The following is a 15455-nucleotide window of genomic DNA, read 5'->3' as shown; positions in this document are numbered from 1 at the left end:
TTACATTGTCGAGAAGACGTTCATAATGATGCCGCCGGAAATAATCAGCACCATGGCGAAGATCGCCGGCAGATCCGGTTTTTGCTTATAGAGGATCATGGAGCAAATGGTGACGCCGACGATCCCAAAACCGCACCACAGCGAATACGCGACGCCCACCGGGATGGTGCTCATCGCGCGGGTGAGGGCGAAATAACACAGTGAATAGGCGCAGACCACCAGCACCGAAGGCGCCAGCTTGCTAAAGCCGTTGGTTTTTTTGATCATCGACGTGCCGGTAATTTCTGAGCCGATTGACAGCGCCAGCCATAAGAATCCGAGATTAAACATATGCTATTCCTTTCCTGTTAGTTGGCGATCTTTTTGTCCAGAGAGGTAACCGGCTCGGCGGGCGTATCGACACTCTCCTCGCTGCCCATTTTCGAGAACAGATTCATGATAACGATGCCGCTGGCGATAATGGCCATGCCGATAATTGCCGCGGTATCCGGGTGCTGGCCGTAAAATGCCATCCCCAGCGTCGAGACCACCAGGATGCCGGTCCCGGACCAGGTGGCGTATGCCAGGCCAACGGGAATATCTTTTACCGCGCGGGAAAGGGAGTAGTAGCAGGTGCAGTACAGTACCACCAGCAGTCCGAGCAGCAGCATTTTGGTCATCCCTTCGCTGCTACCGAACATTTTCAGGGTGGAAGTGGCCGAGGTTTCCGAGAGGATAACCAACAGCATCCATAGCCAGCATTTTGTTTTTGAAGACATAATAAACTCCGGGTCTATTTATTAAGGTAGGGTTCTTTTTTTCTGTTTTTTAAAAAATCGATAGCAGCATCGGTCAGGACGACATCGGGTGCGCAAGCCAGCGCCGGATTATTCACGATGTCTGTGACAGTGAGATAACGACGTGCGCCGGTAGCCGGAGCCTGGGCGATCGCCACACTTTCCGCTGCTAGCTTCTCCAGCAGCTCATTCATGGTGCACAGCGTCACACCGCACTCCGTCAGCCTGGCCAGCGTAGACTGTATATGACTGGCGTAAGGCGTATCGTTCGCGGCTCCGCGCAGCTGGTTTAATTCGCTGGCCGGATCGCAGTGATAGCGCAGCGCCAGCACCGGCAGGCCGGCAAGCAGAGCGTCATGCAACCGTCTGGCTGCCGGGCTTTGCAACGTACCGCTCACCAGATCGGCCGCCAGCGGATAGTCGAGAAACGGCAGGACTACGGCCCGCCAGGCCGCCGACGGCAGCGACTCCGGCCAGGCGCTGGACGGCAGAATTTCACCCATTGCCTGCCACTGTTCGGCATCCGAAATCCCTTCATCCAGCGCGAGCTGCAGACGTTGCCCGCTTCCTGCCAGGCGGCTCCGGATGGCCTGGCGGTAGCCCGTGGCCGGGCCTACCATCACCAGTATCGGTGGCCGTAGCCTGTGGATAATCCGCGTCACGAGGCGGTCGATCTCTTCATCGGTCATGGCTGGCCTCCGTTAAGCGATGAGCGTGACCTGAGCGCCGTTTTTCAGTCCGGCGGCGTTGGCTTCTTCGGTATCAATGTGGAACTCCAGGACAAAATCATCCCGCACGCGGACCACGACTTCATCAAAGGTCAGCTGGCGTTCGCCCCGGCTGCCTACACGAACCTTCTGCCCGTTGCTGACGTTCAACCGCCGCGCATCCTGCGGTGACATATGTATATGCCGCCAGGCGCAGATCACCTGAGAATGCAGCTCCACATGACCTGCCGGGCCGATCAGTAGCGCATTGCCCGCATTGTCCAGTTGACCAGATTCGCGTACCGGCGCGGCTATTCCGAGAGTGAAGCAGTCGGCGCGGGAAATTTCCAGTTGCGTGACCGGACGGGTGGGTCCGAGGACGCGAACGTGGGCCAGTGTACCTTTTGGCCCGACAACGGTGACGCACTCCTGAGCGGCAAACTGTCCTGGCTGGCGCAGCGGTTTAAACGGCGTCAGCGCATAGCCCTGGCCAAACAGCGCCTCAACATCCTGCTGTGACAGATGCACGTGGCGGTTCGAGATACCGACCGGGATATCCGGCGCGATGCGCGTCAGCCGGGCGGTGATTTTTTCATGTAGCAGGGTGTCGATCATGCCTTCTTCCCTTTCTTCATCGCGGCATTTTTATCTTCTGGCTCTCCCGCCGCTGGCGGCGATGGCGGCGTCTGTGGCGCGATTGCTTCCGCCGGCGCCGGAATCATGCTTTTCGTGTCAGCGTGTTTCACGGCTGGTTTTGCTGCCGGATGGCCTTTCAGATGACGAAGGGCTGCCACCACGCTGGGTTCCGGACGGGCGATAACCAACGAGCCGATAACCTGGTCTGCGGCAACGACCTCGATGCCGCGCTCAATAGCGGCGTGGATGGCGCTGATTTCGCCTTCGAAGCAGACGCTGACCAGCCCCGACCCGATTTTTCGATAGCCAATGCAGGTCACGCCCGCGGCCTTACAGGCAGCATCTACGGCCTGAATGGCGGCGACCAGCCCTCGCGTTTCAATTACGCCTAAACTTTTCATTGTCGGCTCCTGTTAATGGCGGACTAAGCGAATATCAAAATCAAATTGTGTGAAGAACGTCTCCAGCTGGCTCAGTTCCTCGGGCGAATAAGATGGATCCTGGGTAATGGGGTAGGGCATATCCAGGCGTTCATATTTTTTTCGCCCCAGCTGGTGGTACGGCAACATATCGATACGGCGGATATTTCCGCGCTTCGCCAGCTTCTGCACATAATCAATTGCGCCGGTAATGGCATCCCACGAATCGTTATATCCACGAACCAGCGGCATACGCACAATGACGTTGGCGCCGGAATCCACCAGCCATTCCAGATTGCGGCGAATACCTTCATTGCCGATACCAAATAACGTTTTATGGTGCGCGCTATCTATTTGCTTAATATCGAATAAGAAGGTGTCGGTGACCGGCGCCAGCTTTTGATAATTTGCCAGCGGCGTCGTGCCCTGGGTTTCAACGGCGGTATTGAGCATCATCTTTTTGCATTCGCTGAACAGCGCCACGGCAAAGTCGGTTTGCAGGCTCATTTCGCCGCCGCCGATGGTCACGCCGCCGCCGGAAGCAATATAGAAGTCATAATCCTGCATGATGATTTCCATCAGTTCGCTGACGGTGACGTCTTTACCCATAATATCCAGCGCGTTCTGAGTGCAAATCTCCTCGCATTTACGGCAGCCGATACAGTCTTTATTGCGGTCGACGAAATGTTTCATCTCGCCGTTTTCTTCTGCCCGATAATGAATTCCGGCCGGACAGACGTTGACGCAGTCACCGCAGTTAATGCATTTGTCGTGCGAGAACATCACCTGGAACTGGCTATTCAGCCCCTCCGGATTTGCGCACCATGGGCAGCGTATATTGCAGCCTTTGAAAAAAACCAGCGTGCGAATACCATCCCCGTCGTAGATCGAATATTTCTGAATATTGAAAATTCGTCCGGTTAATTCTTGATTCACGCTTGCCTCCAGAAAAAATAGCCAGGACATCCTTGTCCAAAAACGTCCGTGTCTTTATCAGAACTTCTCAATCACCGTCCGGCTGATGATCTCGTCCTGAACTTCTTTGCACAGCTCAACGAAATAGGCGCTGTAGCCGGCGACGCGGACGATCAGGTCACGATATTTCTCCGGCTCCTGCTGGGCTTTTTTCAGCACCTCGTTATCGACGTAGCTGAACTGCATCTGGCCGTTGCCGAGAATCGATGCTGTGCGCAGCAGAGTGATCAGGCCATGGCGCCCCTCTGGTGTATCCAGCAACCCTTTGAGGAACTTGAAGTTATGCACCATGCCGATATTCATGGTCTCCACGTTCATCTTGCTCACTGACTTGATGATGGCGGTTGGACCTTGTTTATCTGCCCCCTGCGTCGGGCTGATACCGTCGGAAAGCGGCATCCATGCCAGGCGGCCGTTCGGCGTGGCGTTGGTCAGCTCGCCAATCGGCGTGTTGTTGGAGATAGACAAGGTGCCGTGGCTGAGTGTGGAGTAGAGCATCTTGTACTGACGACACTCTCTTTCTGTCCACTCGGTGATATCCAGTGCGTACTGGTCAACGTAGTTATCATCGTTACCGTATTTCGGCGCGTTAAGGCAGTCGCGGCGCAGCGCCTCAAAGCCTTCGAAGTTCGCCAGCATCGCATCGCGCATCTGCTCGAGGGTGTATTTCTTATCTTCGTAGACCAGCTTGCGGATGGCGGCGAGGGAGTCGACGTAGGTTGCCAGTCCGGAGAAGATCAGTCCCGGTCCGTGGTTGACCATCGCGCCACCGGCGGCGACGTCCTTACCTTGCTCCATGCAGCCTTCCACCAGCAGTGACATCAGCGGTTTTGGCGCCACGTCGCGGTGAACGCGCTGGCTGATCACCGTCCCAATCGCCGACAGGCGGACGATATGGGCAATCTGCTTTTTCACCGCCGCATCGAATTCTTCGAAGGTGTGCAGGTCGCGCAGGTCGCCGGTATCCAGCCCTTGATAGCTATCAAACAGCACCATCCGGCCGCGGTTGAGCACAAATTCGATGGCGATGGGCCACTGGGTGTAGCCGGTAGAGGTCCACTGATAGATACGGCCAGATTTCTGCGGTTCAACGCAGCCCATCAGGCAGTAGTCGCGCGCGTCTTCAAAATCGAAGCCTTTGCGCAGCATCATCTTGATATGGGAATCATCGAAGTGACAGGCCGGGAAGCCCATGCCCGCTTTCACCACGTCGACAATTTTTTCCATGTACTTCTGCGGCGACTGGTTGTGAATTCGGCAGGCCAGCGAGGGCTGGTAGACCTTCACAAAACGCACGGCATCCATAATCAGGTAGGTCAGATCGTTGCAGGCATCGCCGCCGGAACGCTTCTGGCCGCCGACGGTCAGGTTGATAAACGGCTGGTAGCCGGCAAAGTATTTTGCCCCCAGTTCGCTGGACATCCACATCAGCTCGGCGCATTTGATGATAAATGCCTGCATCAGCTCCAGCGCGGCTTCGTGAGTCAGGCGGCCTTCGCGAATATCGGCTTCAAACATCGGGAAGCAGTACTGGTCAACGCGGCCCAGTGACAGGCCGGTCTGGTTCTCTTCTATTTCGAATAGCGACTCCACGGTCCAGATACTTTGCAGCGCTTCCTGCAGCGTTTTCGGCGGATTAGACGGGACGTTCTGGTTCACTTCAGCAATGGTCAGCAGCTCGGCGCGACGCTGGGCGTTTTGCTCTTTGGCTGCCAGCTCACGAGCATGAGCGGCGATGCGGTGAGCATAGTTAATCACCCCTTCACAGGTTTCAATCGCCGCTTTGTAGTAGTAGATACGGTCGATATCTTCCGGGTTCTCCATACTCAGGCCGGCAAGATGCGCCTCGGCATCGGCTTTAATGCCGTTCATTCCTTTGGTGAACAACAGCACATCATAGCCCGGGCAGGTATCGCCGCCGCCGTTGATCTGGTGGTAGGAGAGGTCGCTGACGAAGGTTTCACCGCTGAACGCCCACACGCCCGCTTCGCGATACTGCGCTTCGCAGATTTCATCCAGCGAACGGCCCTCCCAGAACGGGACGATCTCTTCGCGGATCACTTTTTTATCTGCTTCGCTTATTTCAAACGGATCCTGTGGGCGGGTGCTCATGGTATCGAGTTCGTCGCGTACCCAGCGCCAGGCGATATCCGGCGAGAAGGCGCCCGCGCGCGGCTTGCCGCACGGATGGCCGACGATCAGCTCGTCATCCTGAATCAGAATCGGTGCGGTTTCGCAGGCGTGGCGGAAGGCTTTGGCGCGCAGCAGAATGGTCGGCATGCCTGGATTGGCTTTCACCACTTCGGTAAAGGCCAGCGCGCGATAGATAGAGACGCTCGGGCGTACCGTCAGGTAGTGGTTACGCAGGCGCTGCATACGCGGAGTCAGTCCTTCTGCCGTTGGCGTCTCGCTGCAGGTAGCAAACGGCACGGCGGAGACTTTCTGCTCGCCGCGGAACAGGCGCACCGGCAGATTGAGCGCGCTCAGATTACGCTGTGCGCAGAGGAACAGGCCGGAAAGTTCGTTGATGATAAGGCCGGCGTCATCGAGGCTGGCGCCGTGGCGCAGGGCGTCGAACATTGGGTAGCCATCGATGGTGCTGGCCGCGCGGACTTCGCTCAGCTGCGCCAGTTTGAACCACAGGCACTCAACGATTTCATACGCCTGCTGCGGCGTCAGGGTGCCGTTGGCGATGTCGCGTTGATACCACGGTAGCAGGGCCTTATCGGCGCCTTCCGGGTTCACCGCGTAGCTGCCGTTGTCCAGCTGCAGCGCCAGCTGGAACAGATAAAACGCCTGGCAGGCTTCTTTGAAGTTACGCGCCGGGTGAGCCGGAACATGATGCAGAATTGCCGCGCTTTCCAGCAGTTCGGCCTGGCGGTACGGGTTGCTTTCCGCAGCAGCGAGCGTTTCGGCGCTGGTGGCCAGGTTTTGTGCCAGGGTGAGCAGGGCGTCGCAGGCGTAAATAGCGGCGCGGCAGCCGTTGACTTCATCCATACCGCTACGGCTAACGGCGCTACCCAGGCTGCGGGTTTTCTCTTCCAGCTGGTGTTTAATCGCCAGCACGCCTTTTTCGACGATCAGTCGATAATCCGGGGAGTCCAGATCGTTGCTGAGATTGAGGAAGCGGAATGCCGACGGACGATGCGCGGCGCTTTCATCGTGGAAAATCGCCCCGTGCGGTTTGCGGGTCTGGTCACCGACAATCAGCTCATCGGGGCTAATGCACACCGGCAGCTGGCGCATCAGCTCATAGAAACGGCGCGCCGGCTTGACGGCAGCAGGAATACCCGCGATATCGCCATCAAGGGCGTTCAGCGTGGCGGCATGCTCGGTGCACAGGGTACTTTTTTGTGAGAGTAAACGGTCAGCCAGCACGTTGACGCGCGGCGTTAAGCTGTAGTGTGCCATGGGTAAGGTTCTCCAAATCTTGTTATCAGTCGCCCTGAACGGCGGCGCCGCTCTGGTGCCCGGTCCAGGCCCGGCGATAGAGTTCGGTTAAGGCTCGAGCGTCCGGCGTGCGTGGGTTGGTCGGCGTACAGCTGTCGCGTAGCGCCTGGCCGACCATCTCCGCCAGTCGTTGCTCAAAATCAGCACCATCAACGCCGGTATCACCAATACCGGCCGGCAGGGTCATTTCGTCTTTTAAGGTCTGAATCGCAATCAGCAGACTGGCGACGCCCTGGCGGGTTGTGGCCGCTGGCAGGTCCAGTAAATGGGCCAGTCGGGCATATTTACGGGCGGCGTCGGTATCGCACTGCCCCTGATAATCCGCATTCCACGCCACCACCTCGGCCATTAGCAGCGCATTTGCCCGGCCGTGTGGGACGCGAAATACGCCGCCCAGCGCGTGGGCCAGACTATGAGTGATACCCAGGGAGGCGTTGGTGAACGCCATGCCCGCCATGCAGGAGGCGTTGTGCATCTTTTCACGAGCCAGCAGGTTGTCACCGCTTCGCCAGCAGGTGGGCAGATAGCGGAAAACCTGCTGCACCACTTTTTCGGCCAGCGCATCGGAAAAGTCGCTGGCGGCGCGGGAGACGTAGGCTTCCAGCGCGTGGCACAGTACGTCCATACCGGTATCTGCGGTGATGGCCGGCGGGACCGAGGCCACCAGCGCCGGGTCGAGAATGGCGATATCCGGCAGCAGCGTCGGGTCCACCAGCACCAGTTTTTCAGCATGCGCTTTCACAACCGAAAAGGCGGTCACTTCTGAACCGGTACCGCTGGTGGTCGGGATCGCCACGAAGCATGGGCGCTGACGTCCGGGCTGCGGACGGGTCTGCGCCAGGGCGAAAATAACCGCTTTGGCTGCGTCAATAACCGATCCGCCGCCCAGCGCCACCACCAGATCCGGATAGCTGTTGTCCATCAGCTTCATACCGCGCACGATGGTGGCGATATCCGGATCTGCCACCACATCGTCCCAGACCTGGAAGGCAATACCGCGCTGGTGCCAGGGGCCGGTAACGCGTTCGGCGAGACCGAATTTGACCATCGCCTTATCGGTGACCAGCAGGGCATTGCGGGCGGGCAGCTCGTTCAGAACCGATAGCGCGTCCTGACCAAAGCGGATCCGGGGTTTCAGCAAAAATTCACTCATTGGGTTATTCACTCCTTAAGCGTCCCGAAACACGTTCTCGACAATGGCGACCACCGACATGGCTTTGTAGCGCTCTGCGTTGAGCGCGAAATACTCTTCAGCCAGGACGATGTCGTGCATGCCGGCGCCAACGCTATCGACGGCGACCCAGGTCTGGTCTTTCATGGGCTGCTGGTTATCGTCTAACTTGACGAGCAGCAGCAGGTTACTGCCGCGTAGCTCAGCGCATTTCTGCGTGGCAACGACATGTCCGACTACCTTTGCGAGAATCATCGTTTTTATCGCCTTATTTCAATGCATTACTGACCTAAGCGCGTAAGCACCTGGCGGATGATGCGCTCTACATTTTGCTCGCTGATCTCGCCTTCCGCTTCGACGGCGGCGGCGACAGCAAAGCGGTTATCTGCCGCTGCGTTGCCGGTAGCAGGCGCAGTCGTCGCGGTCCCCGCAGAGGTGAAGCGCACGTCGTCCAGAATGCTGCGGTGCGGGTTATCTGCCGGCGTGACGATGGTCGGCTGAGGTTCCGGGCGGCTGCCCGGGGCGCGCAGTTCATCGATAGAACGCACGCCGTAGCCAACTTTGCGGATGTTGAGCAGGTTCATGGGGCCAACGTTATCGGAACTGGATCCGCCGCCAACCGCGCCGCAGCCGAGGGTCAGCGCCGGGGTGATATTGGTGGTCGCGCCGATGCCGCCCAGCGCCGCCGGGGTGTTAATCAAAATGCGGTTGACCGGTTTTTCCAGGCAGAACTGACGAATCACATCCTGGTTGCGGGTATGGATAACCAGGGTATGGCCGAGCCCTTCGTTGGTCAGCAGTTCCATAACGCGATGGCAGGCCGCTTTCCAGTCCTCTTCCACGTACAGGCCGAGAATCGGGCACAGTTTTTCGCGGGAGTAGGGGTTCTGGTGAGAGACGGTGGTTTGCTCGGCGATCAGCACTTTGGTGCTGGCTGGCACGCTGAAGCCGGCAAGCTGGCTCAGATACAGCGCGGTTTTTCCCACTACTTTCGGGTTGATGGTGCCGTTCGGGCGCAGGAGCAGGGCCGCCATTTTGGCCGCTTCCCCTTCATTCATAAAATAGGCGCCCTGAGTTTCCAGCTCACGGTGAACGTCGTCATAAATGCAGCGTTCGACGATGATCGACTGCTCGGAAGCACAGATCACCCCATTATCGAAGGTTTTACTGGTGATAATATCTTTCACCGCGTGATGAATATCAGCGCTGCGCTCAATAAAGGCCGGACCGTTGCCCGGGCCGCCGCTGATGGTGGGTGTGCCAGATGCATAGGCCGCGCGCACCATACCTTCGCCGCCGGTCGCCAGAATCAGCGAGACGTCTTTGCTGTGCATCAGCTCAGAGGTGGCATCCAGCGTCAATTCGGTAATACCGCTGACGCTGCCAGTCGGTGCGCCTGCGGCTTCGGCGGCACGCTTGACGATCTCAATGGCTTTCCAACTGCACTGGCGTGCCCCTGGATGCGGGGAAAAGATAATCGCGTTACCGGCCTTGAGGGCAATCAGCGTTTTGTAGATGACGGTGGAAGTCGGGTTTGTTGACGGGACCAGCGCACAAATCACGCCCAGCGGCACGCCCACGTCCATCACTTTTTTTAGCGGATCGTCATGAATGATGCCGACGGTCTTCATATCTTTGATGGCGTCGTAAACGCGCAGCGAAGCGAAACGGTTCTTCAGCACTTTATCCTGCCAGTTGCCAAATCCGGTCTCTTCCGCAGCCATTTTCGCCAGCGTTTCGGCGTGGTGCGCGGCTTCCTGGGCCACGTTTTTCACGATGGCGTCGATTTGTTGCTGCGAAAAGGTGGCCAGAATCGCCTGAGCCTTTTTGGCGCTGCGCACCAGTTCCCGCGCGTTCTGGCGGGACTGCAAATCGTTATCCAGTTCAATCATGAGTCTATCCTTCATCAGACTAAAAGAGTGGAGACGGGGCGCGCCCTGTCAGGTCAAGCCTTGTGCTGCGACGCGATTTTTTCGATGTCGTTATGCGGACGCGCAATGACGCGAGACGAGACCACTTCGCCGATGCGTTTCGCCGCTTCCACGCCGGAATCAACGGCTGCGTTGACCGCGCCGACATCGCCTTTCACCATCGCAGTCACCAGTCCGGAGCCGACGTTTTCATAGCCAATCAGCTCGACGTTGGCGGCTTTACACATCGCATCAGCAGCTTCAATGCAGGCCACCAGACCTTTGGTTTCGATTAGACCAAGCGCTTCTTTCATCATGTTGTCTCCCGTTATTCCGCGACTTTGTAATGCGCGACGATTTTGTTGATGTCGTTATGCGGACGGGCGATAACCAGCGAGGTCACCACTTCCCCGATGCGCTGCGCCGATTCCACACCGGAGTCCACAGCGGCTTTTACTGCGCCGACGTCACCTTTCACCATGGCGGTCACCAGCCCGGAGCCCACGTTTTCATAACCAATCAGCTCGACGTTGGCGGCTTTACACATCGCATCCGCCGCTTCGATACAGGCCACCAGACCTTTGGTTTCAATCAAACCTAATGCATCACCCATTTGCGTTCTCCTGGCCTTAAGCCTTGTGTTTAATGACGATTTTGTTGATGTCGTTATGCGGACGGGCAATAACCAGCGAGGTCACCACTTCGCCGATGCGCTGTGCGGATTCCACGCCGGAATCCACCGCCGCTTTCACCGCGCCGACATCGCCCTTCACCATGACAGTGACCAGCCCGGAGCCGATGTTTTCATAGCTAATCAGCTCAACGTTGGCGGACTTGCACATTGCATCCGCCGCTCCAATGCAGGCCACCAGGCCTTTGGTTTCAATAAGCCCCAATGCATCACCCATTGTGATCTCCTCAAGAACAGGTTTTGTGATTCGGGAAAACCGTCCGCGTAACGGCGTCAACACGCGGTAGCGGCGTTCGAGGTTCACTATAGAGAACTGCGGAAGGAGTGAAATTTAAATCCGTGAATGGTTTGTTTTTAGATTTTTACTCTGCAATTTAGTATTTATAAGCTCTGTTTTTATCTATTTATGCTGAGTGGTCGGGTGGGATTTGGCGTTGGATCGGGTGGGTTTTAGCGCGGCGATCTGCGCCGTCGGGAATGTTAACGGGTTGCTAATTTATTGCGGGCGCGGGGTAATATATCCATCAGATAAGTGTGGTTATGGTCATGTTTTTTGTCGGAGGATAAATGCAAAAAATGCGGTTTTAGCGTGCGAGCGGTGCCGGGAAAACGGGAGGGCGGGGTTAATCCAGCTGGCTACCGGATTTCAGGGTACATACATAGAGCGGCGAATTAATAGAGCTCAGCAGAATCGCTTTCTCGTTGAGCTTCTGGGCGTTGAGGAACAAGCCATCATGGCTATCGGACATCTCACGCATAAAGTAGGCAAAGATAACGTCCGGGGATTCATCGATCGACGAGGCGCTGGATTCCCACTTGCTGATGCGGTAGTGGCGCTCGGTGGATGAGATGCGTTGACTGGTCCAGTTAAATTTGACGTAGCGCTGTAGATAAAGCCAGCCGGCCGCGGAGTCGGTATAGCCCTCGACGACCATGGAGCCTTTGCCGTTAGCGGCAAAATTAAAATGAATATTGCCGTTCACGTTCTCTTTATCCATATTTTCAAAACGCATGATGGCTTTAGTCGAACAGCTCATTACGCCGTCTTTTTCAACGGGCAGCAGCTTCCAGGCACTGAGCCCGGCCGCGACGATAAACACCAGTGTAGAGAGGGCGAAAAAGGGACGAGGAGCGAGTCTCATTGCGGCTTCCAGGAGTAGTAGAAATAGTTATCGCAGTAGCTGAACGGATTATCTTCATGCATTGCGCAGTGGGCGAGAAAGACGCGGCCCAGGCCGTTGGTTTCCAGCCGGTCGCCATAGAAGAAAACGAGGCGCTCACCGGGCTTGCACTCCAGCTTCAGACGCTGGCGTACCTCATCAAAATTTTTCCCGTAGGCGGTTGCTGACACGGATCGCAGCATCTCTTCACTGGCCAGCAGCTCGCACTGGCTATGGCTCATAGGCGTCAGGGTGATCGGTCGCGCCGGGTTGCTGCCGGCGAACGCGAAAATCACCAGCAGCAGGGCAATCGTCAGCAGGCTGGCGCCGGCCATGTACCAGCAGGCACCTCGCGAATGGCTTGTCGATGCTGCACGCTCTTCTCTCGCGGCGGGTGGCACCGGCGCAGCAGGCTCTTGCGGACGTTCGGCTTCTGGCGCAGCTCTCGCTTCAGATGCGGAGGACACCATCGGGGAGCTATCGATGATCTCGATGGCTAAATCGGGGTTAAGCTGCAACATGCCGCGCGATACCGTGACGATGATGTTATCAATATCGTAATGGCGGCATGTTTTTCGCAGCATGCTCAGGTACTGGTTAAGGTTGCTGTTGGATGAGGTTAATCCGTTGTCATCCCAGACTTTCTTCAGTACCTCATCGCGGCTAATAACGTCGGTATGGCGAAGAAAATAGTAGAGCAGCGCGCTGGCGGTGATAGACAGCTGACTGTCGGGTTCAGTGCTTCCCGGGAGGGTGAGTGTGCCGTCCGTTGCATCATAAATGAGACGGGCATTGATGTTATAGCGCATCGCGGCCTCAATCTAAGAGCCTACATGAGGCTATTTTATTTTGTCAGTCTGGTCCTGGGGGCGTTCTCGCACCTTGCGTACTATGCGTATGCCCGGGCGTTTCACGCAGCCAGTAGCCAGACGGCCTGCAACAATGACGCCTGACGGGACAGGTTTACCCGCGTCATATCGGCAGCGTCATCCGCGTCAGATCGTGCACCAGCGACCGGCGGTGGTCGGTACTCATGGTGCGTCCCTCGGTCAGTTCCGACAGCCAGATGCCGTCTGCCGCATAGCGTACCAGGGTACCGGTATGGCCGTTATCCAGCGCATCGCCCTGTGCCAGATGCTCCAGCATCCAGTCGCGCCAGCATTTTCTCAGCACCGGCTCATCCGGCATCGCCAGCGACAATACCATCAGTTGCCGACTTTCATGGGTATCCGTTAGTTCAGGGTTGGACAGGTAATGCAAATACGCGCGGGTAAAGCGACCGTAGGCGATGTTATCGGCGGCCATAAGCTCCGTAATGGCCTTTTCCATAATGGCCAGCAGGCGCGCAAACAGGGCGAATATCAGCGCCTGTTTATTCGGAAAATGGTGTAAAAGACCGCCTTTGCTGACCCCGGCTTCACGTGCGACGGCGTTTAACGAGAGTGCGGCGATGCCATCTCTTCCGGCAATCATCGCCGCTGACTCAATCAGCTGACGATGCAGGCGGACGGGATCTTTTTTGCGATGCTGAGCTTCCATATTCATGGTTCGAATCATACCGACCAGACGGTATGATTATTCTTGATAGCGATCAAGATGCGGGGGAGTGCAGCCGCGTGGATTGTCGTTATTGCGTGGGGGCTCACAATTTGTCATATCAATCGATAGAAAGCGTGCGGCAACATGAGTCTGCGTATTGCCGCCCGCAACCTGATGATTAATCAACCAGATCTTTCACGATACTCATCAATGCCTGTATATCCTCCGGGCGCGTATTGCCGCTCTGTGGATCGATAATCGCGCTGTAGATATGGGGCATAACCTGTGTGACACCCGCCTGCAAACAGGTTTGCAGGATCGCGGCGAAGTTTTCCAGGTCAATACCGCCGGTGGGTTCAATCAGCGTCATGCCGTTGTGCGCCGCGCTCTGTGCAAGAACGCTCAGCTCATGAAGCGAATGTTCACCGCCCATCGGGAAGAATTTTGCGGCGTGTGCGCCCATATCCTGAATCATTCTCACGGCGGCATCGCAGGAGACTTTTGCTGGCGTTCCACCTGCGCTGCTGACGCCGGTGGAGATAAGTACATCGCCCGGCGTACCCGTAGGGCTGATGAGTGCATTGATACGCGTCTGTTGACCATCCGTTGCCGCCAGTGCACCAGCAGCAAAGCCACAGCCGGTAAACGTCTGGTTGACATGGGCAGGATGAAGCTTCGCCGCAATCATCGCGGCTTTATAAAACTGGGCGGGATCGCCGGCGCCGAGACCGACGGAAATGGAAGGGATCTCGGCCATCCAGCGACTCACTTCATGAATACCCTGCTCAACGCTTGGAAATTGTGCCGATAACACGCCAATCACCGCATGGCCTTCCGAGGCCTCATAAACATCCCGGGCGTTAGCGATGTCTTTTGCCAACACATTAATGGCAACCCGCTGACGATAAAAATTAATGCGCTGCATGGTCGGTAATCTCCTTCAAACGCGCAATGATAAGCGGCATTTCGCCCTCGCCGACGGTACGAGGGTCAAGGCTAAAATGCCCCTGGTGTAGGGCGTAACGTCGGGCGTAAATCGCGATATGGCCACCGCGCAGTTGAGCTTCGACATCGCGAGCACTGAGCCCCAGTTCGGCTTCGTCGACGTGAACCCGGATACGCCAGATTGCTCGCCCGGCCTCATCCTGTTCGATGTCGGCGCTCAGGCCACGCAGAGCGGAGATCGCCTCAGTGAAGGGACGCAATGCGGGAACGTCTGGTACAGGGGGGGCCAACGGGTAGCGCGCCAGGGCGAAGAGCAGCCCTACCATATTTTCTTTGCCGATCTTCATCGCCCTGGCGATGCCGTAGTGCTGGGCTTTACAGGCGGCGATCCACGGTCGTTTGCCGCTGATAAAGCCTGATGTCGGGGCATTAAATGCTTTGGCGCCGCTATAGATAACCATATCTGCGCCCGTGGCGACCCATTGATGGAGATCTTCTTCGGCGGCAGCATCAACAATCAACGGTAGACCGTGCTGGCGGGCGATCTGAACAAAATCGTCGATGCTGAGCATGCCTTTTTGTACACAGTGATGGGACTTAACAAACAGCAGCGCTGCCGTTTTTTCGCTGACCGCGCTTTCAAGTTGCCAGCGTGCGGCAAGATTGCTGGACCCTACCTCGACGATGCGCCCCCCGCCAAGACGAATCGCGCTGGTGATTGGCGCGCCATAATCGACATTATGCCCGCGCAACATCACAACCTCATTGGCGAACGGGCTGCTGTCGGGCATCAGAGCGACTTTCTCGGGGTCGCCATGGGTAATGGCCGCCGCGACGGCGATGGCGATTCCTGCCGAAGCGCAGGAGGTGATGTAGCTGTCTTCTGCGCCGGTGTAGGTGGAGACTTGTTCGCCGGCGCGGTCGGTTAACTTATCCATTTCAACAAAGGCCGCCGCCGCCTGAGCGGTGGCCTGCATGACTTCCGGTGCAACGGCAGAAACACCGAGGATCGTCATTTTGCCGCAGGCGTTAATGACCCTTTTTAAACCCAGTTGCTGATAAATATTGCTGTTCAT

Annotated in this window: 18 protein-coding genes; all 18 read right to left on the bottom strand. The window is 57.0% G+C overall.

Annotated features, from left to right (window positions below):
• The 18 genes from ACMYSK_RS16215 to dgaE all read right to left on the bottom strand — a co-directional run bounded on the left by ACMYSK_RS16215 (nucleotide 1) and on the right by dgaE (nucleotide 15455).
• Nucleotides 1-330 (bottom strand): DMT family transporter, encoded by a 330-nt coding sequence (locus tag ACMYSK_RS16215; RefSeq protein ID WP_434636861.1) that lies wholly within the window; start codon nucleotides 328-330, stop codon nucleotides 1-3.
• Nucleotides 331-347: 17 nt separating this feature from the next.
• The gene (locus tag ACMYSK_RS16210) at nucleotides 348-758 is read right to left on the bottom strand and encodes a DMT family transporter (RefSeq protein WP_434636859.1); all 411 of its coding nucleotides are present in this window, start codon (nucleotides 756-758) and stop codon (nucleotides 348-350) included.
• A gap of 14 nt (nucleotides 759-772) precedes the next feature.
• A complete protein-coding gene (locus tag ACMYSK_RS16205) occupies nucleotides 773-1465 on the bottom strand; it encodes a hypothetical protein (RefSeq protein WP_434636857.1) in 693 nt (230 codons plus the stop codon).
• 12 nt (nucleotides 1466-1477) lie between these two features.
• Complete coding sequence (locus tag ACMYSK_RS16200; protein ID WP_434636855.1) at nucleotides 1478-2098, bottom strand: phosphate propanoyltransferase; 621 nt, start codon at nucleotides 2096-2098, stop codon at nucleotides 1478-1480.
• A complete protein-coding gene (locus ACMYSK_RS16195) occupies nucleotides 2095-2520 on the bottom strand; it encodes a BMC domain-containing protein (RefSeq protein ID WP_434636854.1) in 426 nt (141 codons plus the stop codon). The genes ACMYSK_RS16200 and ACMYSK_RS16195 overlap by 4 nt, the downstream gene beginning before the upstream one ends.
• 12 nt (nucleotides 2521-2532) lie before the next feature.
• Nucleotides 2533-3504, bottom strand: a complete 972-nt coding sequence (cutD, locus tag ACMYSK_RS16190; RefSeq protein WP_434636852.1) for a choline TMA-lyase-activating enzyme — start codon at nucleotides 3502-3504, stop codon at nucleotides 2533-2535.
• Nucleotides 3505-3531: 27 nt separating this feature from the next.
• Nucleotides 3532-6924 carry a choline trimethylamine-lyase gene (gene cutC, locus ACMYSK_RS16185; RefSeq protein ID WP_434636850.1) on the bottom strand — a complete coding sequence of 1131 codons (3393 nt, stop codon included), beginning with the start codon at nucleotides 6922-6924 and terminating at the stop codon, nucleotides 3532-3534.
• Between the two features lie 25 nt (nucleotides 6925-6949).
• Entirely contained in the window at nucleotides 6950-8116 is a 1167-nt protein-coding gene (locus tag ACMYSK_RS16180) for a 1-propanol dehydrogenase PduQ (protein ID WP_434636849.1), read from the bottom strand.
• A gap of 15 nt (nucleotides 8117-8131) precedes the next feature.
• A complete protein-coding gene (locus ACMYSK_RS16175; RefSeq protein WP_434636847.1) occupies nucleotides 8132-8389 on the bottom strand; it encodes a EutN/CcmL family microcompartment protein in 258 nt (85 codons plus the stop codon).
• A 26-nt stretch (nucleotides 8390-8415) separates the two neighbouring features.
• On the bottom strand, nucleotides 8416-10026 hold the full coding sequence (locus ACMYSK_RS16170) for an acetaldehyde dehydrogenase (acetylating) (RefSeq protein WP_434636845.1): 1611 nt from the start codon (nucleotides 10024-10026) through the stop codon (nucleotides 8416-8418).
• Between the two features lie 53 nt (nucleotides 10027-10079).
• Complete coding sequence (locus ACMYSK_RS16165; protein WP_434644166.1) at nucleotides 10080-10358, bottom strand: BMC domain-containing protein; 279 nt, start codon at nucleotides 10356-10358, stop codon at nucleotides 10080-10082.
• A gap of 14 nt (nucleotides 10359-10372) precedes the next feature.
• Nucleotides 10373-10657: a BMC domain-containing protein gene (locus ACMYSK_RS16160; RefSeq protein ID WP_041143877.1), complete on the bottom strand. Its 285-nt coding sequence runs from the start codon at nucleotides 10655-10657 to the stop codon at nucleotides 10373-10375.
• Between the two features lie 16 nt (nucleotides 10658-10673).
• Nucleotides 10674-10952 (bottom strand): BMC domain-containing protein, encoded by a 279-nt coding sequence (locus tag ACMYSK_RS16155; RefSeq protein ID WP_098984660.1) that lies wholly within the window; start codon nucleotides 10950-10952, stop codon nucleotides 10674-10676.
• Between the two features lie 406 nt (nucleotides 10953-11358).
• A complete protein-coding gene (locus tag ACMYSK_RS16150; RefSeq protein ID WP_434636841.1) occupies nucleotides 11359-11877 on the bottom strand; it encodes a FidL-like protein in 519 nt (172 codons plus the stop codon).
• The gene (locus tag ACMYSK_RS16145) at nucleotides 11874-12704 is read right to left on the bottom strand and encodes a winged helix-turn-helix domain-containing protein (protein WP_434636838.1); all 831 of its coding nucleotides are present in this window, start codon (nucleotides 12702-12704) and stop codon (nucleotides 11874-11876) included. Before ACMYSK_RS16145 ends, ACMYSK_RS16150 begins: the two co-directional genes overlap by 4 nt.
• A gap of 163 nt (nucleotides 12705-12867) precedes the next feature.
• Nucleotides 12868-13452, bottom strand: coding sequence for a TetR/AcrR family transcriptional regulator (locus ACMYSK_RS16140; RefSeq protein WP_434636837.1), 585 nt, complete (start codon nucleotides 13450-13452; stop codon nucleotides 12868-12870).
• A gap of 160 nt (nucleotides 13453-13612) precedes the next feature.
• Nucleotides 13613-14359: a 2-dehydro-3-deoxy-phosphogluconate aldolase gene (gene dagF / locus ACMYSK_RS16135; protein WP_434636835.1), complete on the bottom strand. Its 747-nt coding sequence runs from the start codon at nucleotides 14357-14359 to the stop codon at nucleotides 13613-13615.
• Nucleotides 14346-15455, bottom strand: a complete 1110-nt coding sequence (gene dgaE / locus ACMYSK_RS16130) for a D-glucosaminate-6-phosphate ammonia lyase (protein WP_434636832.1) — start codon at nucleotides 15453-15455, stop codon at nucleotides 14346-14348. Before dgaE ends, dagF begins: the two co-directional genes overlap by 14 nt.

Origin of the sequence: Klebsiella sp. I138, assembly GCF_051131765.1 — a bacterium.
Lineage (GTDB): Bacteria > Pseudomonadota > Gammaproteobacteria > Enterobacterales > Enterobacteriaceae > Klebsiella.
This window is presented reverse-complemented; position numbering and strand designations above follow the sequence as displayed.